This is a genomic window from Demequina litorisediminis (assembly GCF_030161615.1).
Classification (GTDB): domain Bacteria; phylum Actinomycetota; class Actinomycetes; order Actinomycetales; family Demequinaceae; genus Demequina; species Demequina litorisediminis.
Map to the genome: position 1 here is coordinate 1,017,274 of NZ_BSUN01000001.1, position 18,715 is coordinate 1,035,988.

The following is an 18,715-nucleotide window of genomic DNA, read 5'->3' on the forward strand; positions in this document are numbered from 1 at the left end:
ACCCCTTGGCGCGGGCGGCGTCGACGATCTGCTGGGCCTGGGCCTCGTTCTGGGTGAACGCCTTCTCCACCAGCACGTGCTTGCCGGCGTTGATGGCGAGGATGGCGGGCTCGTGGTGGTTGTTGTGGGTGGTCGCCACGTAGACGATGTCGACGTCGGGGTCCGCGACGAGCTCCTCGTAGGACCCGTAGGCCTTGGCAATGCCCTTCTCGTCGGCGAACGCCTGGGCGCGTTCCTGGCTCGATGCGGCGGCCACGGCCACCACCTCGGACTGCGTCGCCTCGTTCACGGCGTCCGCAAGCCTTCCTGGCGATGCCGCCGGCTCCGAGGATTCCCCACTTGAAGGCGGGAGCGTGCATGGGGTGCGGGGCGGTGAAGGGCGTCGTTGCAGTCATGCCGCGAGCCTAGCCGCGCGGGTGGGTGGTCCCGCAAGGGGCAGGTGGCGCTTGGGTGCGCCTACTCGACGATCGTCACCTCTCCGGCGTCGATCCACGTGCTGAAGGTGCCGTCATCCCCGACGCCGTACTGGTCCATCGCCACCGGTGGAATCCCCTTCTGTGCGACTATCACGAGGCCGTAGTTGCCCGGGGTGAGCCTGAGAGATGTCGCTGCACTCGGAGTCGACGCCGGAGTACCACGCCGCCCGTGTCCCCGCCCCGACTCCTTCGACCTCGTCACCCGCGACGTCCTCAATCGCCAGCGACGCACTCACATTCGCCACCACCTCGCCGTCCCGGACGAACATCCACTGGTACACGGAGTTTGCGTACCACGCGTCTGCCGAGTAGTCGCCGTCCATGACCATGGGCGCACCGGATTCGAGGGCCGTCAACGTCACCTCCCCCGGCAGCGGCGGCATCGCGGGCTCGACGGGGACCACGAGCGGATCGACCGCCGAGTCAACCTCAGCCTCGCAGGTCTGTGCCAGCGCCAAGCCAGCCCCCGCCTCAGCGAGCGGCACACCGGCCGAAGCCACGAGGTCACGAGCGACTGCCGCGGAGGGAGGCGACGCTGTGAAGCCGGCGCGTTCCTCGCGCACCGTCGTCGTTTCGGCCTCGGTGACCGGCTGCACCTCCTGGACAGCGCCTCGGTCCACCAGCGCCGAGAACGTCACGGTCGTGCCCTCCAGTCCGAGCGCGTCGACGAAGGTCACGAGCGGCTGCCCGTCTTCGTCACGTACCTGGACGAGCGTGTGCACGGTCGCCTCGCCTGATGCCGGTGCCACCCACCCGTGCTCCAACTCGACCTCGGTCAGGCATGTCGAGTCGAGCAGCGACAAGGAAGCCGTGGCGGTCCGGTTCGCGACGTCATCGTACTGAGGCCACGTCTGCGCTATCGAAAAGCCCTCGGGCGCAAACACGTCCATGGACCACATCGTCGGCGTATTGACGAGCCGCCCATCGGACTCGAGCACCGCTACCGCGGTCACGCCGTAGGACGCGTCGCCGTCCCATGACACCCGGAACTGGGCGCCCACGTTGTGTTCCCCCAGTACCTCCGAGTCACCAGTGTCCTTGGCAGGCTCGGTCGAGTGTCCCGCCGGGCTCCGCGATCTGCCATCCCCCGACCTCGTCCTCGTCCACCAGGAGGTCGGCGGTCACCTCGATGCCCAGGTCACGCACCGACTCATCGGCGATCCACACGCCCTGCTCGTCCCACGGCACGTAAGGCGTGGTGACACCGACTCCCTGGGGAGAGCACAAGACCGTCGACCCGTCCTCGGGGACCGGGGCGACCGACCTGACGACAGCATCGTCCACTGTGGCCGGCTCCACCTGGCGCGGCGCGAAGATCCACGCGCCCATGCCGATGGCGCCGATGCCCACCACGGCGGCAGAGGCCTGAGCGCCCGTCCGGAGCAGCCGGCCTCGTCGGATGGCCGATGCGGTCGCCTCCACACGCGCGTCCTCACCAAGCACGGCGGCGACCGACTTGCTCGTCGAGGCAGTAGCGCGACGCAGCGCGTCTCCCATGTCCATCATCGCGCCCTCCCCTCGGTCACGGTGGCGTGTTCCGGTTCCTCGGTGCTGAGCCCCAGCAAGGGGGCGAGCCGAGTCCTGCCGTCCTGCAGGTACTTCTTCACGGTGCCCTGGGACAGCCTTCATCCGGTGGGCGATGTCGGCAACCGTCAGGTCGTCGTAATAGCGCAGTGCCACTGCGGTCCGCACCTGGCGGGGAAGGCTCTGCGAGCGCCCGCGCCACGTGATCGTGGCCAGCGAGTTCGGCACTCGAGTCGGGAAGGTGGGATGTGCGCACCATCGAGGGGATGAGCCTGCCCCAGGTCCGCTCGCGACGGACTCCGTCGATGTAGAGCGTCCGCATCGTGGCGCGGACATAGGCCTCAGCGGCGACCGGATCACGTAGCCGGCGGCGTTTGACAAAGGTCTTCACGATGGCGGCTTGCACCAGTTCTTCCGCGTCGTGCGGCGACCCGGTCAGCACCAGCCCATACGACGCGAGCCGTGCACCACCATCGCGAAGCACCTGAGCCACCAGGTCTGAGTCGTCAGCCACTTTTCCCCCTGTTCACATCTTAGAGACGGACAGGAGGCGCTCCGGGGTGGGGTCGTTCGCGACATCCGCACCACAGTTCTGCGTAGTCGCGCGGTCACCCACCCGCTTCCAGGCTCGCACCAGGGATCGCGACCGGCCTCGCCAACGAAACTGTGGTGCGGAGCGCGCCTACTCGCCCGCCAACTCGGGAATGGACGGGACGCCGCTGACCACCGTGACGTCGGTGAGCGTGGCGGTGCCCACCTCGTCACCGTCGGCACCCGAGTAGATCAGCCGGGCCTCGTAGTCGCCCGGCTCGATGAGATCGGGTGATCCGCAGTCCCACACCTGGCTCAGCGCCACGAACCACCCGGCGTCGTCGTACGGCAGGTCGTCCCGCTCGCTCCAGGTCGCATCGAACACCCACCGGTCCTCGCCCGCTGACAGCACTAGTCGCGCGGGCTCGCCGCCGAACTCCTCCACCGCGGGCCCTGCATCGGGGCCCAGCGGCGCCGGATAGCCTCCCACCAGGGCGTCGTCGCCGTACCCGTAGAGGCGTCCGGTCTCGATCTGGTCCGGGATCGGCGCGGCGGCACCCACGCCAGCCACATCGCCCAAGTTGTCACCTGCGGTCACCTCGGCGGCATCAAGCGTCGCGTCGCAGGCGAAGCCGCCGACCAGGGTGACCACCTCGACGCTCGCGAGGCCCTCGGGAATCTCGACCGGGTTGAGCCCCTGCGCACCCGTGTACTCGACATCGCCAGCGCTCACGACGATGGTAGCGAGAGCGTCCTGCAGCGAGGCCGACCACACCTGGATCACCAGTACCGGTTGATAGTGACCATCGAGCAAGAAACCAGGCTCCGTACCCTCGGGGCAGTCCCGTGGCAGGGGAGTCCAGAACTGAGTGGCCTCCACGTCACCGCCCGCACCGCCGCCCGCGGAACCCTCGGCAACACCGACGCCCACGACCTCTCCGGAGCGCAGGAGTAGCGGCACCGTCGTTGTCGTGATGCCGTCGCCGTCCTGCCAGCCCACCGCCGCCTCAAAGTAGGGCGCCTCGTACCCCACCCACACCGACTCGGGGTTGTCCACGACCGAGCCGTCATCGATCTGCATTCGCGACGCGGCCGACACCACCACCCCGGCTGAGAGCACCGACTCGTCATGCACGGTGACGCCCTCCTCGAGCCTCGACGTCGACGCCGCATGCGAGGTCACGGGGAACTCGCAGGTCGATGGGCACCTCCGCAGAGACACGCGCCGACGCATCGACCTCGTACTGGACGGCGCCCGAGATCGCCGGCGGCGAATAGGCTCGCGGCCGGCTCCACGTCCCGCGCGGATCCGCCCAGAGGCAGCCAAGCCCACAGCCCCACGGCGGCCACGCCGACCCCGGCGACCACCCCCGCACCTCCCAGCGCGCGCTGCCTGCGGCCACGCCGCACCCGCGCACCGAGGCTCTCGACCACGGACCCGGACACCAGTCGCTCGGCCGATCCGCCCGTCGCCTCGGCGCCTGCCCGCCCCAACTCGTCGTGAAGATTCATCGCCGTGCCTCCTTGTCCTGAGTCGTCGTCGACACCACCTCGGTGCGTTCGGGGTCCGCTCCGAGCACACCACCCATCCGCTCAAGCGCCTCAGAGAGATACCTCTTGACCGTCCCGGTCGCGAGCCGCATCTCATGCGCCACCTCCACCACAGGAAGATCGTCGAAGTACCGCAGCACCACCGCGGTACGTTGCCGCGGGCTGAGCGCGTCGAGTCCGCGGGCCACCGCATCGGCCACCGCCACGGCGTCCGCATGATCGGGCAGTTCGGTTCGCTCCACCAAGCCGGGCGCCACGCGTCGCCATCGCGACTCGCGGCGCATGCGGTCGAGGTGGAGGGTCCGCATCGCGGCGCGCACGTAGCCCTCCGCGGCGGCAGCATTCGCCAGCCGCCTGCGGCGCACGAACACCTTCACGATCGCGTCCTGCACCAGGTCCTCGCCCGCGTGCTGCGTACCCGTCAGCAGGTAGCCGTACGCAGCGAGCCTTCCACCGGCACGTGCCAGCAGTTCTCGCATCAGGTCATCGTCGGCGCTCACCGCTCCCCCTTCGTCGGCATATGAACGCCCGATGCGCGGATTCGGTTGGGGTCACTCCGTCAGGGTGACGTCGCCGACGTCGACCCACGACGCCACGTAGCCATAGAGGTTGCCCCCCACGGCGGTGTCCAGCACGTCGACGGGGTGCCCGCCGTACTCCGTGGCCATGAGCACCCGGTACGTCCCCGGATCAACGTCGGGAGCGGGGCCGCAGTCGACAGCCGTGTCCCGACTCACTCCCGCGGCGTCCGTGATCCAACCCGTATTGTCGTCGGTGGCGAAGTCGACGGTCGCCCCGAACACCGTGGCGACCTCGCCCGTGACTGTGTCCAGGAATACCATCTGAGCGCTCTGGGTCCAGTACGACCCTTCCTCAGGAAACTCGGCGTCCTCATCCGCGATGCCCCACTGCTCGTCTCCCACCACGACCTCGAGCGGGAGCTCGCCAGGAAAACCGAGGGGCTCGGCGTCGGTCCGTACCACGGTCAGTACGCCACCGCTGGCCCTGAGTGCCTCGGCGGTCGCGGCGCACGGGGCAAGCAGTCTGACCCCGGTCCCTACCTCGGTGAGCGGCTCACCCACCCGGGCCGTCTCGTCGCGCACCTTCGCCGCCAGCGACGCGTGCGGGACCTGCGGGATCGCGGCGGCAGCCTCCTCTTCGGCCGCCAGCAGGCTCCTCCGGCGTCAGCGGCGTCACTGTCGCCACCTTGCCCGCCTCCTCGTAGCCGGGGAACTCGACCGGGGTCTCGGCCCACCCGAGCGCATCCTGATTCGTCACGAGCGGCTCACCTGACTCGTCCCGCACCTGAACGAAGGTGTGCAACGAGGTGGGGATGTCGGGAGCCGAGTACGGCCACTCGCCGCTCGAGTCGAGCAAGATATCGAGGGAGCCCAGGCACATAGGGTCCAGGTACGACATGTGCGAGATCGAGGTACGGTCTGTCACGCGATCGTAGGCAGGCACCGCGCTGTAACCCATCCACTCCAACGTGCTCGTGTCGGTGAGGACCATGGGCCACCCCGAGATGTCGCTGACGAGCCGGTCTCCCGCCACCAGGTACCCGGCGGCGGAGACGTCGTACAGAGCGTCCCCGCGCCAACTGACGGTAATCACCACGGCCGTCATGGGCTCGTTCGCCCCAGGGACACCCTCGACCACGACCGCGCCGTCCGTGCGCACGTCGGTGAATTCCACCGAGTCGCCCACGGCGACCCGCACCACGCGCGCGTCCATCTCGATACCAAGGTCGCGTACATCCTCCGAAGCGATCGCCACGCCGGGGCCCGCGAGGGGCACGTGTGGGGTGGGCTCTAGCCCCATGTCGCACATGCCGCGCAACTGATCGTCCAGCCGCATGATGGCCGCGTCACCCACCACGCCATCGGCCGCCTGAATCAGGGGCATCGGTGGCGGTGGTCTGAGGGTAAGGAACGATGCGGCGACGGCCACCACCGCGATGCTCGCCGCACCGCCGCGCAGCCAGGACCGGCGTCGCCGCCCGACCCGCGCAGACCTAGCGTCGGCCTCCAGAGCGTCCGTGTCGCTGAGGAGCGCGAGGACCTCGGCCGCACGGCTGTGTCCCGCCTGCCGCATGGCGTCCTGAGCATCTCTCATCGCGAGCCCTGCCCCACCATCACACGCTCCACGTCATGCATGCTCACGCCGAGCGTGACGGCAAGGTGCTCGCGCCCGGCGGCCACGATGGTGTCGACGTCGTCTCGTGAGACACGCAGGAGCCGTGCGATGCGCCGCTCATCGAGATCCAGTCGGTAGCGCAGCACCAACGTCACCCGCTCGAGCGGCGGCAGCGTCGCCACCACGCGGTCCACGGCTGAGGGCTCGGACTCGGCCGATGCGTCAGTCACCCGAGCCGCGTCCGTCACCGACGCATCGGCGAGCGCGGGCCGTGGTGCCGGACGTTCGGGCGAGGCCGCCACGGCAGGCGAGCCGGGCAGGGGAGGTGAGGCAGGCGGCGCGAATGCCGGGTCCGCGGCGGCGACCACGTGCTCACCAGGTGGGGCGTAGGGGTTCACACCGCTCGCAAGGGCGGTGCCGGCAGATGCCTCGGCGACGTCCGGAGCGTGCGCCGTGTCGCCTTCTGCCGGGGCATGCGCGGCATCCGGGGCAGGCTGGTGCCGTATCGGCCGCGCTCAGTTCAGCGCAGGCCAGCCGCACCATCGCATGGCGCACCCGGGCCTGGAGACCCCTGCGAAGCCACCAGCCGCGCGCCACGGCACGGGCCACGGATGCACGGACCAGAGTCTCGGCACCGGCCACAGAGCCTGTGAGGGAGAACGCCAGGCTGGCAATCTCCTCGTCGCGGTACAACTCCGTGACCGCTTCGTCCACTGCTGACATGTGTCCCCCCTGGGCAGTCACCCTAGGGGAGAGCGTGACGGTCCGGCTAGCACCCCAGTGCGGCGCGTTGCGGACCGCGCACGCCTACTTCTTCTTGGGCGCAGCCTTCTTCGCGGGCGCCTTCTTGGCGGCAGGCTTGCGGGCCGCCGTGCGCTTCTTCGCGGGGCCCTTCGCACGCTTGTCGGCAATCAACTCGAACGCGCGCGCCTCATCCACGCCGTCCACGTCCTCGCCGCGAGGGATGGTCGCGTTCGTCTCGCCGTCCGTCACGTAGGGCCCAAACCGGCCGTCCTTGATGACCACGGGCTTGCCCGAGACGGGGTCGTTGCCGAACGCCTTCATGGGCGGTGCCGCGGTCCTGCCCCGGCCACGCTTGGGCTGCGCGTAGATGGCCAGCGCCTCCTCGAGCGTGATGTCGAGCAGCCTGCTGCTCCGACTCGATGGTGCGCGAGTCGGTGCCCTTCTTCAGGTACGGGCCGTAGCGGCCGTTCTGCGCGGTGATCTCCTCGCCGTCCTCGGCGACGCCCACCACGCGCGGCAGGCTCATGAGCCTTGAGCGCGTCCTCCAGGGACACAGTCTCGAGGTGCATGTCCTTGAACAGCGATGCCGTCTTGGGCTTGCCCTTGGCGTCCTCGGGGAGCACCTCGGTGACGTAGGGGCCGTAGCGGCCACCCTTGGCGACCACCTCGAAGCCGGACTCGGGATGCGTGCCGAGCGAGCGCTCGTCGCCCCCTGGTTCGCGAACAGTTCCTCGGCCTTGGCGACCGTCAGTTCGTCGGGAGCCAACTCCTCGGGGATGGAGGCGCGCTGCTGCTCGCCGTCCCTTTCCCGCTCGATGTATGCGCCATAGCGGCCGTTGCGCGCCGCGATGCCGTCACCGATCTCGAAGGTGTTGACGGCCTTCGCGTCAATCTCCCCCATGTTGTCGAGCAGGCTCACGCAGACCGTCCTGGGCCGCGCCGTCGCCACCGAAGTAGAACTCACGCAGCCAGTCCTTCATCGACCGCTCCCCCGCGGCGATCCGGTCAAGCCCGGCCTCCATGTCCGCGGTGAAGCCGTAGTCGACGAGCGACGGGAAGTGCTCCTCCAGCAGGCCCACGATCGAGAAGGCGAGCCACGTGGGCACCAGCGCGCGCTTGTCGATGCGCACGTAGCCACGGTTGATAATGACGTCCACGGTCGAGGCGTAGGTCGAGGGGCGCCCCGGCCTTGCGGTCCTCGAGGCTCCTTGATCATGGCGCCCTGGGTGTAGCGCGGCGGCGGGTTCGTGGCGTGCGTGAGCGCCTCGAGGTCCGATGCGTCGAGCGGGTCACCGCTGGCCACCTGCGGCAGGCGCGAGTCGCCGTCGGAGGGCTGCTTGCCGTCCTCGTCCTCGTAGCGGGCAACCTCGGTCGACTCGATGTACAGGGCACGGAAGCCGGGCGACGTCAGAATCGTGCCGGACTTCGTGAACTCGACGGCGTGACCGCCTGCGCTGGTGGCGCCCACGGTAATGGTCGAGGTGGTGCCCACGGCATCGGCCATCTGGGAGGCGAGCGTGCGCTTCCAGATCATCTCGTACATGCGGAACTCGTCGCCGCGCAGGCGGGTCCGGAGCGAGTCGGGGGTGCGGAACTTGTCGCCCGCGGGACGGATCGCCTCGTGCGCCTCCTGGGCGTTCGAGTCCTGCGACGCGTACACCCGAGCGGCGGGCGGCACCGCGTCAGGACCGAACAGGTCGATGGCCTGGCTGCGCGCCGCCTTGATCGCCTCACCCGAGAGCACGGGCGAGTCGGAACGCATATAGGTGATGTAACCCTGCTGGTACAGCGCCTGCGCCACACCCATGGCCTGACGAGCACCGAGGCCCAGCCTTGCGCGACGCCTCCTGGATCAGCGACGACGTAATGAACGGTGCGGCGGGACGCTTCTTGTAGGGCTTGGAGGCGACGTCCACCACGGAGAACGCGGCGTTCGCTAGCCCTGCGGCGATGGCTCCAGCCTCGCCTGCGGTGACGTGGTGAGCCTTGTCCGAGGTGAGCACACCGCGGTCGTCGAAGTCCTTGCCCGAGGCGACGCGTTTGCCGTCGACCTTGGACAGGCGCCCCACAAAGGCGACCCCGGCATCGGCCCCTCGGGTGGCCGTGAAACGGGCGGTCAGGTCCCAATACTCGGCGGACTGGAACGCCATGCGTTCCCGCTCCCGGTCCACGACGAGCCGCAGCGCCACCGACTGGACGCGGCCCGCGGAGGAACCCTGGCCCACCTTGCGACGCATCACGTCGGACATGTCCCAGCCGTACAGGCGGTCGAGGATGCGGCGCGTCTCCTGCGCCTCCACCATCTCCATGTCGATCTCGCGGGGCGCGGCCAGCGCGCGATCGATGCCCTCACGGGTGATCTCGTGGAAGGCGAGACGCTTCACGGGAACCTTGGGCTTGAGCACCTCGAGCAGGTGCCAGGCGATGGCCTCTCCCTCGCGGTCCTCATCAGTCGCGAGGTAGAGCCTCGTCGGCGTCCTTCAGCCTTCTTCTTGATGTCCGCGACGATCTTCTTGGAGCGCACCGACACCTGGTAGTACGGCTCGAATCCGTTGTCGACGTCCACGCCGTACTTACCGAACGGACCCTTCTTGACCTCCGCAGGCATCTCCTTCGGCTCGGGGATGTCGCGGATGTGACCCACAGACGACACGACCTCATAGTCGGAGCCGAGGTAGCCACCGATCGTGCCGGCCTTGGTGGGCGACTCGACGATGACGAGCCTTGTGGGCCATGGATTCCTGCCTTCGGTGGGTGCGGCGTCCTGACATGCCACCGAGATCCGGGGCGCTGGACGCTCACAGAATACATATGGGTGAACGGCTGTCTATCGGGACCTGCTCCCGCGGGGTCTGTCTCGTTCACCTTGCCGCCACCGGAGCGTGACACGATGGGGTCGTGAGTTACGAGAGTGTCGAGACCGTCATGCGTCGGGTGGCCGATGAGTTGATCCGCCCCCGCTTCCGCGCCCTCTCCGAGGGCGATATCGACACGAAGTCCGGTCCGCACGACCTGGTGACAATCGCCGACGTCGAGTCCGAGAAGGCCCTCACCCCCTGCTGCGCGAGATTGATGACATCGCCGTGGTGGGCGAGGAGGCAACCGAGCACGACCCCTCGCTGACCGACCTGCTCGCCACCGAGCCGGCCGCGTGGACCGTCGACCCAGTGGACGGCACGTGGAACTTCGCTCACGGCAAGGTCGACTACGCGGTGATGGTGGCGCGCGTGGTGGGCGGCGAGGCCGCCGACGGCTGGATTCTTCACCCCGAGACCGGTGACCTGTTCGGCGCACAGCGCGGTCAGGGTGCCTGGGTGGTGCGGGGGCCGATGCCGCCCGTGAGCCGCTCGCGCCTCTCACCGGGGCCGCACGGCCGCTGGCACAGCCTACGTGGCGTCGCGATCGCACGCTTCTTGCCGGATGGCCTTGCCGAGGAGTGGCCGGCCTTGGTGACGACGTAGCCGAGGTGCTCCCGCCGCGCATGTGCGCCGGCTGGGATTACTGGGACCTCGCGACGGGCGTCACCGACTTCCTGCTGTGGTCCCGCGCGAAGCCCTGGGACCACGCCCCGGGCGTGGCTGTGGCGCGTGAGCTCGGCTACGCGGCGCGTTACCTCGACGGCAGTGACTACCGCCCCGACCTTCCCGGTGCACCCTTCCTCGTGGCGCGCGAAGGCGAATGGCAGGCCGTCGCGGACAGCATCGCCGCGCACACCGAGGCCTCCGGCGGGGCCTGAGGATCCTGGGGCGAGGAGCCAGCCGCGAGCGGTGGCGCCGCCGCTCACCTATCTGACGGCGAAGCGCCCCAGGTCGGCTGGCTCCAGGACGGCGCCGATGCCGCGTCCCGCTAGCCTCGCCGCGTAGTCGGGGTTGGCGAGCGTCGCCTCCGCCTCCTGCAGCACCACGCGTGACACACCGCGGGCATCGAGGTGGTCGGCCAGGTCGAGGATCTCGTCGCGCGAATGAACGGTGGGGTCCACCGTGACCGTCACCTCGAACGGCACCCGGGCAGCCTGCACGTGCCGCAGCGATTGGAAGGCGGCCTCGCCCGCCATCGCGAGCCCGGTGATCCGCCCGTAGGACCCCGGCGACGCCTTGATATCAAGTGACACCCAGTTCACCAGCGGAAGCACCCGTTCGAGCCGCGCGGGGTACGCGCCGCCCGTGTGGAGCCCCACGGCGATTCCGAGCTCACGCATCAGCGCCATCGCGCGGCCGAGTGCTGGCTGGCGCGTCGGCTCCCCGCCCGTGAACACGACGCCGTCGAGCTCGCCGCGGCGCGCCGACACGCTCGCGACCACGTCCTCCCAGCGCCAGGCCGCCGCGGGGTCGTCGGACTGCATGGAAGGGTCGAAGCAGTAGGCGCAGCGCCACGGGCAGCCCTGGACGTAGACGACCGCGACGGTCCGGCCCGGCCAGTGACTCGTGGAGTTGGCCATGAAGCGGCCGATGCTCAGCGGCGTGGAGCCATGCCAGTCGGCGCGCATCAGCGTGGGTCCGCGGTCGCGTGCGCCAGGGTGCAGCGTGGGCCCTGGGAGCGCCGTAGCGTGCGGAACTGCCAAGTGTGCGGATAGTGCGGATAGTGCGGGCGCGGCGGGGTCCGGCATCGCATCCTCCTGACGGGATGAGCCGCGCGGGCGCGAGGCTTCTTCCAGTGTCAGGCGCGCGGAACCGTCGCCGCGGCGACGTTGGTCCCACCGATACCGTGAAAATCCTCACGTCGCTGGAGGTGGGCGCGCGTCGCCCGCACCGCAAGTTTGCGGGCCACCGGTCCCACGCGGCAGCGTCGCCGCACAGTTTCACCCTCAAGGGCGGCTGCCACGCCGGCAATTGTGGTGCGGAGGACGCCGCAGGCTCAGCGAATCAGGAACCCGTCCCTGACGAGCTCCCGGATCGCGGGCGCGAGTCCCGCGAGCATCGTCTCGGTGGGCACGTCGAGCAATACGGCGAGGGCACGGGCAATCTGCCCGGCGGTGAGTTCGCCGTCGCAGGCTCCCACGAGGCCTGCGAGCGCCGTGTCCGCCTTGATGGAGCGGCCGAGCGCGCCTCCCTGGCGCAACAGGAGGTGTTCGGGGTCGGCGAGCAGTGGCCGGCCATACGTCTCCTTGGTGACGTCCGGAGCCACCACCAGCGCCGTGTCAAGAAGTGCGGCGTCGTCCGTCACCGCGAGCCAGTCATGTGCGGCGAGGCTCGCGGCCAGGTGCGGGCCGAGCGGCGTCGGGAGCCTGCCCCTCGTGCTCCTCCAGCCTCTTCAGCGTGGGCGACCCGTGCATCGGCCGCCTGAGCAGGACCGCACCGAAGCCGATGGCCTCGATCCCTGCCGCGTCAAACGCCCGCAGGTACTGCTCGTAGGCGGCCCGGAAGCGGGCGGCGTCGCGCTCGGGGGTGATGCCGGCGTCACGCAACCAGGTCTCGGCGTACTCGGCTGCATCGAGGGCGTCGCGCTGAATGACCCAGGCGTCCAGCGGCACGGGGCTTTCCGAGAGCCACTGCTCGAGCCGCTCGGTCCAGGCGCCGCGAATCTCCCAGTTGCCCAGGAACTGCGCCACGCCACCGGGGTTGAGGTGAGCTCCCACCTCCCGCACCAGCGTCCCCACGACCTCGTCACCCTCGAGGCCACCGTCGCGGTACTCGAAGCGCGGGGCCCCGGGCGGGGTGATGACGAAGGGAGGGTTGGAGACGATGAGGTCGAAGGCCTCGCCCTCGACCGGCTCGAGAAGGCTTCCTTCTCGCAGGTCCCAGCGGGCGTCCGGGACGCTCAGCGCGTGGGTCAGTCTCGCGTAGGCGAGCGCACGCTGCGAAATGTCGGTCGCGACCACCTCGCCCGCGTGCAGCGAAGCGTGAAGCGCCTGAATCCCGCAGCCCGTCCCGAGGTCGAGCACGCGCCCCACCGGGGTGCGCAGGGTGATGGAGGCGAGCATCGTGGACGCACCGCCGACGCCGAGCACGTGGTCCTCGGCGACGGCGCGGCCCGTGAGCGCCTCGCGCGGGTCGGAGGCGACCCACCAGTCGGCCTGGGCGTCGCCGTTCGCCGCCGCGTGAGGGCTCAGGCTCGACGACGGACCGCGCGGAGTCGCCATCGATGTTCAGGAGGCCGATGCCCGCGGCGGCGTCCGCACCCAGGTGCGGCAGTGCGGCACTCACCTCGTCCCGGGTCAGGGTGTCGCCGAGGAGGAAGATCCGGCTGAGCAGCGCGGCGCGGTCGCCGCCAGCGTCACGCGCGGCCATGCGCGCGGGCGTGACCTGCTCGCGGTGTAGCGCGCGAGCCGCGCGGTCGCCCAGGAGGTCGTCGACAGCATCGACCGTCCAGCCTTCGAGGTCGGCCCGCAGGGAAGACGCCTGCGAATCGGTCACTGCGGGACGGTGATACTCATGCGGTCAGGCTAGACGCTTGGGCCGAGGGCTGACCCCGTCAGGAGAGCCCGGTAGAAGGCCACGCCGCGGCCAAGCGAGTCGATGGACACCTTCTCGTTGGGCCCGTGGATGGCCTCGCGCTGCGCCTTAACCATGAGCAGCGGCGAGAACCGGTACACGGCGGGGGCGATGCGCGCGACGTGGCGGGCGTCCGAGGCGGCCATCATCACGTACGGCACTGCCACGGCCTCGGGGTAGGAGACCCCCACGGCAGCGACCAGGGCGTCCCAGCGCTCGTCTCCCGCGGTGGGAGACACCGGGGACGGTTCCGTTGCCTCGATCACGTCGACCCGCACCCGCTCATCGCCGATGACGGAGACGAGATGCGTCACCGTTTCCTCCACCGAGGACCCGACGGCGATGCGGCAGTTCAGCGTCGCCTTGGCCCGCGTGGCGAGGACGTTCTGTGCGGGCGATCCCTCCAGCATCGTGATGGCTGCGGTGGTGCGCACCATCGCCGCGAGTTCGGGCCCCAGCCGCGGCATGACCGACGCCAGGGGTCCCCGCAGCGAGCGGGCCCGCCGCAGCAGCGGCTTCATGAGTCCCCGCAGGTGCGGAGCGAGTCCCTCGAACATCTCCACCGAAAGGTCGTGCAGCGACGAGGGGAAGGGCGAGGACTCGACGGCTACCAGCGCGCCCCCGAGGATTCCCGGCGCCGACTCACGCGGCGGGGTCGAGGCGTGTCCGCCCAGCGACTCCACGACCAACTCCAGTGTGACGATGCCCTTCTCCGAGGCGCCGATCACCGCCGCCGGGCCCTTGAGGCCGGGAAACGCATCGAGGGCGACGGCGCCGCCCTCGTCGAGCACCAGCCACGGCTCGATGCCGCGCTCCTCGAGCACGTTGACCGCCGCCACTGCGGATGCCCCGTGCTGCTCCTCGTCGGCACCAAAGAGCAGATAAAGGTCGCGCGCTGGCGTCCATCCCTCGCCGAGCAGACCCTCGAGGGCGTCGAGCAACACCACGAGCGCACCCTTGTCGTCGAGCGTGCCGCGGCCGTGAACGAAGCCGTCCGCGATGGCGCCGTCGAAGGGCGGGAACTCCCAGCCTTCGGCCTCCCAGTCGTCCGGAACCGGGACCACGTCTTGGTGGGCCATGAGGATCACGGGCCGCTCGGCGGTGGCGCCCTCGACGCGCAGCAGGAGCCCCGCCCTGCCGACGGTCTCGACGGTGGCGGTGGCGAAGACCTGCGGGTAGCACTCCTCGAGCGCGGCGCGGTGGCTCGCGAAGATCGCGGCCACCTCCGGGGTCAGCGGCGCGTCACCCGGCGGCACGACGGTGGGGATCCGCACCAAGGTCTGAAGATGCTGGGCGGCGGCGAGCCCGAACGGGTGCGCATCGGCGGCGGACGATGCTCGCTTGCGCCTCATGACTTGTCCTCCTGCTCGGCGGCGGCACTGGGGAGCGCGGCGTCGCTCGAAAGCGCCACCGCGTCGGGCACCGCGCTGGCCGCGGGGAGGCCGTCGCCTTCCGCGCGTGACGGGTCGTTGGCCTGGAAGGCCACCTTCGGGACCGTGAACAGCACCACCATGGCGACGATGGCCGTGACGCCGCAGATGGCCCAGACGGTCATGTAGCCCGAGAGCGATCCCGCCGTGGATTCCTCCCCCGACGCGGTGGCAGTCACGCCGGAGGCGAGCGCAATCGCGAACGCGGACGAGGCGAAGGATCCGCCGATGGTCTTGGTGGTGTTGGTCAGGCCCGTGGCGATCCCGGTGTGCTGGGCGGGCGCCGCCGCGGCGGCCGCCGCGGGAAGGGCTGCCACGAGCGCACCCGATCCGGCTCCTGCGACCATCATGCACGCGAGGACCTGGACGAAGTTGTGGTGCAGCGGGATCAGCGAGAGATAGCCGCCTGCCACCAGGGCCGATGCCCCAATGAGAACCAGGCGTGGCGTCCAGACCGTCGAGGCCTTCGAGAACACCGCGGCACCGATCAGGAGTGAGACCACGTAGGCGCCGATGAGATACGACGCATTCGCGGAGTCGAGACCGAGCCCGTACCCCACTTCCGCAGGGTCGGTGCGGGCGAACGTGGACAGCGGCCCCTGGGCGCCGAGGACCGAGACGCCGAAGAGCGCGGAGGTGAGGAACACCGGCCACGGCTCGGGGCGGCGCACCATCGAGATGTCGATGAGGGGGTCGTCGGAGCGCTGCTCGACCTTGATGAATAGCCACAGCAGCGCGGCACCGATGGCGACCATGGCCACCACCCACGCGTTGATGCCGTTGTAGCGCAGCAGCGACAGGCCGCCGGTGATCGCGAGCAGTGCGAGAGTCAGCACCATGGTGCCGCGGGTGTCGATCGAGCCGCCGCCGCGCACGCCGGGGTCGGGGACCTTGAAGATCACCACCACCAGCGCGATAGTGACAAGGACGGCGGGGACCAGCAGCGTCACCCACAGCGGTGCCATCACGCCGAGTTGACCGCCCGCGAGTGCACCGAGGATGGCGCCCGCCTGCAGCGCAACCACGATGATGCCCGCGCCGCGTCTGGTCAGTGCCGCACCGTTGGGCAGGTTGCGTGCCCGCGAGTGAATGATGGACACATTCATGGGCAGCCACACCACGTAGAAGCCCTGGATGGCCCACGCGATGAGGAACACGGGAAAACTCGTGGAGAACGCGAGGGCGTAGGACGCGAGCGCGGTCACGATCAGCGAGCCGATGAGCACCTTGCGGTGTCCGAACATGTCGCCCAGGCGCGCGAGCACCGGAAGCACGATGGCGCTCAGCAACAACTGAGTGGCCTCGAGCCAGTTGATGTCAGCGTCGTGAATCGCGAGTTTGTCAGCGATGTCGCTGAACAGCGGGGTGTAGAAGCCCTGGAGGACACCCGAGGAGGCTTCCACCACCACGAGCGCTCCCACGATTCCGCCCGCGAGCCTGGGTCCGTCTTGCCATCATGACGGGATCATCCCACCGCCGTGTGTCCGCAACGTGTCAGGCCGCGCCCACCTCGGCATCGGCCTCCTCCTCGATGCCTGCCGCATGCGCGCGTCGCGACGCCCGCGCCACGGCGGCCACGGCGATCAGCGCGGCGATGCCCGCGATGACCCAGCGCAGCCAGCCCGCGGTGTCACCGTAGGTCAGCATGACCACGGCGGGAGCGATGAGCAGCGCCACCAGGTTCATCACCTTGATGAGCGGGTTGATGGCGGGGCCTGCGGTGTCCTTGAACGGATCGCCGATGGTGTCGCCGATGACCGTCGCCTCGTGGGCGGGCGAGTTCTTACCGCCGTGGTGCCCGTCTTCGACGATCTTCTTGGCGTTGTCCCAACTACCGCCGGAGTTGGCGAGGAACACGGCCATCAGCACGCCGGTGCCGATCGCGCCGCCCAGGAATCCCGCGAGCGCTCCAGGGCCAAGCGCGAAGCCCACGAAGATGGGTGCCATGGCCGCCAGCAGACCCGGCGTGGCGAGTTCGCGCAGCGAGTCCCGCGTGCAGATGTCGACCACGCGCCCGTACTCGGGGCGCTGCTCACCGGTCATGATGCCGGGCATCTCCCGGAACTGGCGGCGCACCTCAAGCACAATCGCGCCTGCGGCCCGCGTGACGGCATCGATCGCGAGCCCCGCGAACAGGAACACCGTGGCTCCACCGATGATGACGCCCACCAGCGTGAGCGGGTGAATGATTGCGTAGGCGAAGTCCGCGACGGTCACGCCGGCATCGGCCAACGCATGGGTGACGGCCTCGCTGTACGAGCCGAACAGCGCGGTCGCGGCGAGGACCGCCGTCGCAATCGCGATGCCCTTCGTCACGGCCTTGGTGGTGTTACCGACCGCGTCGAGGTCGGTCAGAATCTGCGCCGCCTCGTCGCTGACCTCGCCGCTCATCTCCGCGATGCCCTGGGCGTTGTCGCTGACGGGCCCGAAGGTATCCATCGCCACGATGACACCGACTGTCGTCAGCAGCCCACAGCCCGCGAGCGCCACGAGGAACAACGCGAGTGCCACCGAGCCCCCTGCCACGAAGAACAGGATGACTACGGCGCCAGCGATGACGGTGGCCGTGTAGACGGCCGACTCGAGACCCACGCCGATGCCGGACAGCACTACCGTGGCGGCGCCGGTCCGCGAGGTCGCGGCCACGCGCCGGGTGGGCTTTGCGGCAACATCGGTGAAGAAGCCGGTGATCCGCAGGATCAGGCCCGCGAGGCCGATGCCCACGAAGACCGCGACCGTCGCCATGATCCGCGGGTCGCCGCTTTCGCCCTCGATCGAGGCGCCGGAGAACTCCGCGAAGGATCCCGGGAGGTACAGGAACGCGGCGATGGCGGACAGGACCGCGCCAATCGCTGCGGCCGTGTAGAAGCCACGGTTGATCGCGGCGAGGCCCGATTCGCCCTTGCGCACCTTGGTGATGAACACGCCGATCGCGGCCACCACCGCACCCACCGCCGTGACGATGAGGGGGAACACCAAGCCCTGCTCCCCCATCGCCGCCTTGCCGAGAATGAGGGCCGCCACCAGCGTGACCGCGTAGGACTCGAACAGGTCCGCCGCCATGCCCGCGCAGTCACCGACGTTGTCGCCCACGTTGTCCGCGATGGTTGCGGCGTTGCGCGGGTCGTCCTCGGGGATGTGCTGCTCAACCTTGCCCACCAGGTCGGCCCCCACATCGGCCGCCTTGGTGAAAATGCCGCCGCCCACGCGCATGAACATCGCGAGCAGCGCGGCACCGAAGCCGAACCCTTCCAGCACCGCGGCGGCGTCGCCGCGGAACAGCAGCACCACGGCCGAGGCCCCCACGAGCCCGAGCCCCACCACCGACATACCCACGGCACCGCCGGTCCTGAACGCGATTCGGGCGCCCTCGGCGCGTCCGTCCTCGCCGTTGGCGGCGGCCGCAACGCGCACATTGGCGCGCACCGCCAGCCACATCCCCATGTAGCCAATGGCCGCCGAGAAACCCGCCCCGAGCAGGAAGAACAACGACCGGCCGACCCTCACGCCCGCGTCGCCTGGCAACAAGAAGAGCAGGCAGAACACGATCGCGGCGAACAGCACGAGCGTGCGCATCTGGCGGCGGAGGTACGCGGACGCGCCCTCTTGGACCGCGCCGGCGATGTCGCGCATTTTTTCGGTGCCGTCCCCGGCCCGCAGCACCTGTTGACGCAGGACATACGAGAAAACCAGGGACACGACGGCAATGGCGGCGATGACCGCCACGATGGTGAGATTCGAGGTCCCCACCTCAACCTCAGTGCCTGTCAGGGTGCGCATACGTCCTCCTTGACGAAAGCCCACGGAGCCCACCACGCTGTGGACCCACCGGCTGTTTGTCACTCTAGGGGAAGGCGGTGACGGAGGTCGGGAAGCCGACCACAGCATCGGC

General features: G+C 69.7%; 18 protein-coding genes and 3 pseudogenes. 2 read left to right on the forward strand and 19 right to left on the reverse strand.

Annotation, left to right across the window (positions count from 1 at the left end):
• Positions 1 to 58: 58 nt before the first annotated feature.
• The 12 genes and pseudogenes from QQK48_RS19420 to topA all read right to left on the reverse strand — a co-directional run.
• Positions 59 to 289 (reverse strand): annotated as a pseudogene (locus QQK48_RS19420) (Gfo/Idh/MocA family protein); the annotation flags it as partial.
• Positions 290 to 508: 219 nt separating this feature from the next.
• On the reverse strand, positions 509 to 1,477 hold the full coding sequence (locus QQK48_RS06280; RefSeq protein ID WP_284327850.1) for a hypothetical protein: 969 nt from the start codon (positions 1,475 to 1,477) through the stop codon (positions 509 to 511).
• A gap of 25 nt (positions 1,478 to 1,502) precedes the next feature.
• Positions 1,503 to 1,982 (reverse strand): hypothetical protein, encoded by a 480-nt coding sequence (locus QQK48_RS06285; RefSeq protein WP_284327851.1) that lies wholly within the window; start codon positions 1,980 to 1,982, stop codon positions 1,503 to 1,505.
• A 97-nt stretch (positions 1,983 to 2,079) separates the two neighbouring features.
• Complete coding sequence (locus tag QQK48_RS06290; RefSeq protein WP_284327852.1) at positions 2,080 to 2,514, reverse strand: sigma factor; 435 nt, start codon at positions 2,512 to 2,514, stop codon at positions 2,080 to 2,082.
• Positions 2,515 to 2,682: 168 nt separating this feature from the next.
• Positions 2,683 to 3,714: a hypothetical protein gene (locus QQK48_RS06295; RefSeq protein WP_284327853.1), complete on the reverse strand. Its 1,032-nt coding sequence runs from the start codon at positions 3,712 to 3,714 to the stop codon at positions 2,683 to 2,685.
• On the reverse strand, positions 3,711 to 4,043 hold the full coding sequence (locus tag QQK48_RS06300; RefSeq protein WP_284327854.1) for a hypothetical protein: 333 nt from the start codon (positions 4,041 to 4,043) through the stop codon (positions 3,711 to 3,713). The genes QQK48_RS06295 and QQK48_RS06300 overlap by 4 nt, the downstream gene beginning before the upstream one ends.
• Positions 4,040 to 4,582 carry a sigma-70 family RNA polymerase sigma factor gene (locus tag QQK48_RS06305; RefSeq protein WP_284327855.1) on the reverse strand — a complete coding sequence of 181 codons (543 nt, stop codon included), beginning with the start codon at positions 4,580 to 4,582 and terminating at the stop codon, positions 4,040 to 4,042. Before QQK48_RS06305 ends, QQK48_RS06300 begins: the two co-directional genes overlap by 4 nt.
• Before the next feature lie 51 nt (positions 4,583 to 4,633).
• Positions 4,634 to 5,185, reverse strand: a complete 552-nt coding sequence (locus QQK48_RS06310) for a hypothetical protein (RefSeq protein WP_284327856.1) — start codon at positions 5,183 to 5,185, stop codon at positions 4,634 to 4,636.
• Positions 5,157 to 6,176, reverse strand: a complete 1,020-nt coding sequence (locus QQK48_RS06315; protein WP_284327857.1) for a hypothetical protein — start codon at positions 6,174 to 6,176, stop codon at positions 5,157 to 5,159. The genes QQK48_RS06310 and QQK48_RS06315 overlap by 29 nt, the downstream gene beginning before the upstream one ends.
• 17 nt (positions 6,177 to 6,193) lie before the next feature.
• Entirely contained in the window at positions 6,194 to 6,616 is a 423-nt protein-coding gene (locus QQK48_RS06320) for a sigma factor-like helix-turn-helix DNA-binding protein (protein ID WP_284327858.1), read from the reverse strand.
• Positions 6,591 to 6,941 carry a hypothetical protein gene (locus QQK48_RS06325; protein ID WP_284327859.1) on the reverse strand — a complete coding sequence of 117 codons (351 nt, stop codon included), beginning with the start codon at positions 6,939 to 6,941 and terminating at the stop codon, positions 6,591 to 6,593. Before QQK48_RS06325 ends, QQK48_RS06320 begins: the two co-directional genes overlap by 26 nt.
• Before the next feature lie 84 nt (positions 6,942 to 7,025).
• Positions 7,026 to 9,738 (reverse strand): annotated as a pseudogene (gene topA, locus QQK48_RS06330) (type I DNA topoisomerase).
• 292 nt (positions 9,739 to 10,030) lie between these two features.
• On the opposite strand from topA, the gene QQK48_RS06335 reads away from it, so the two are divergent.
• Both QQK48_RS06335 and QQK48_RS06340 read left to right on the forward strand, forming a co-directional pair.
• Positions 10,031 to 10,423, forward strand: coding sequence for an inositol monophosphatase family protein (locus QQK48_RS06335; RefSeq protein WP_348523767.1), 393 nt, complete (start codon positions 10,031 to 10,033; stop codon positions 10,421 to 10,423).
• Positions 10,424 to 10,428: 5 nt separating this feature from the next.
• Positions 10,429 to 10,698 (forward strand): inositol monophosphatase family protein, encoded by a 270-nt coding sequence (locus QQK48_RS06340; RefSeq protein ID WP_284327860.1) that lies wholly within the window; start codon positions 10,429 to 10,431, stop codon positions 10,696 to 10,698.
• 48 nt (positions 10,699 to 10,746) lie between these two features.
• Here the strand turns inward: QQK48_RS06340 and QQK48_RS06345 are convergent, their stop codons facing one another.
• From QQK48_RS06345 to QQK48_RS06365, 7 genes and pseudogenes are all read right to left on the reverse strand, one after another.
• A complete protein-coding gene (locus QQK48_RS06345; RefSeq protein ID WP_284327861.1) occupies positions 10,747 to 11,568 on the reverse strand; it encodes an anaerobic ribonucleoside-triphosphate reductase activating protein in 822 nt (273 codons plus the stop codon).
• 248 nt (positions 11,569 to 11,816) lie between these two features.
• Positions 11,817 to 12,125 (reverse strand): hypothetical protein, encoded by a 309-nt coding sequence (locus tag QQK48_RS19425; protein ID WP_348523501.1) that lies wholly within the window; start codon positions 12,123 to 12,125, stop codon positions 11,817 to 11,819.
• A gap of 10 nt (positions 12,126 to 12,135) precedes the next feature.
• Entirely contained in the window at positions 12,136 to 13,041 is a 906-nt protein-coding gene (locus QQK48_RS19430) for a methyltransferase (protein WP_348523502.1), read from the reverse strand.
• A gap of 43 nt (positions 13,042 to 13,084) precedes the next feature.
• A pseudogene (locus tag QQK48_RS21355) lies at positions 13,085 to 13,315 on the reverse strand (DUF7059 domain-containing protein); the annotation flags it as partial.
• A 29-nt stretch (positions 13,316 to 13,344) separates the two neighbouring features.
• Entirely contained in the window at positions 13,345 to 14,745 is a 1,401-nt protein-coding gene (locus QQK48_RS06355; RefSeq protein ID WP_284327862.1) for a M20/M25/M40 family metallo-hydrolase, read from the reverse strand.
• Positions 14,742 to 16,244, reverse strand: coding sequence for an MFS transporter (locus QQK48_RS06360; protein WP_284327863.1), 1,503 nt, complete (start codon positions 16,242 to 16,244; stop codon positions 14,742 to 14,744). The genes QQK48_RS06355 and QQK48_RS06360 overlap by 4 nt, the downstream gene beginning before the upstream one ends.
• Before the next feature lie 73 nt (positions 16,245 to 16,317).
• On the reverse strand, positions 16,318 to 18,603 hold the full coding sequence (locus tag QQK48_RS06365; RefSeq protein ID WP_284327864.1) for a sodium-translocating pyrophosphatase: 2,286 nt from the start codon (positions 18,601 to 18,603) through the stop codon (positions 16,318 to 16,320).
• Positions 18,604 to 18,715 lie beyond the last annotated feature (112 nt).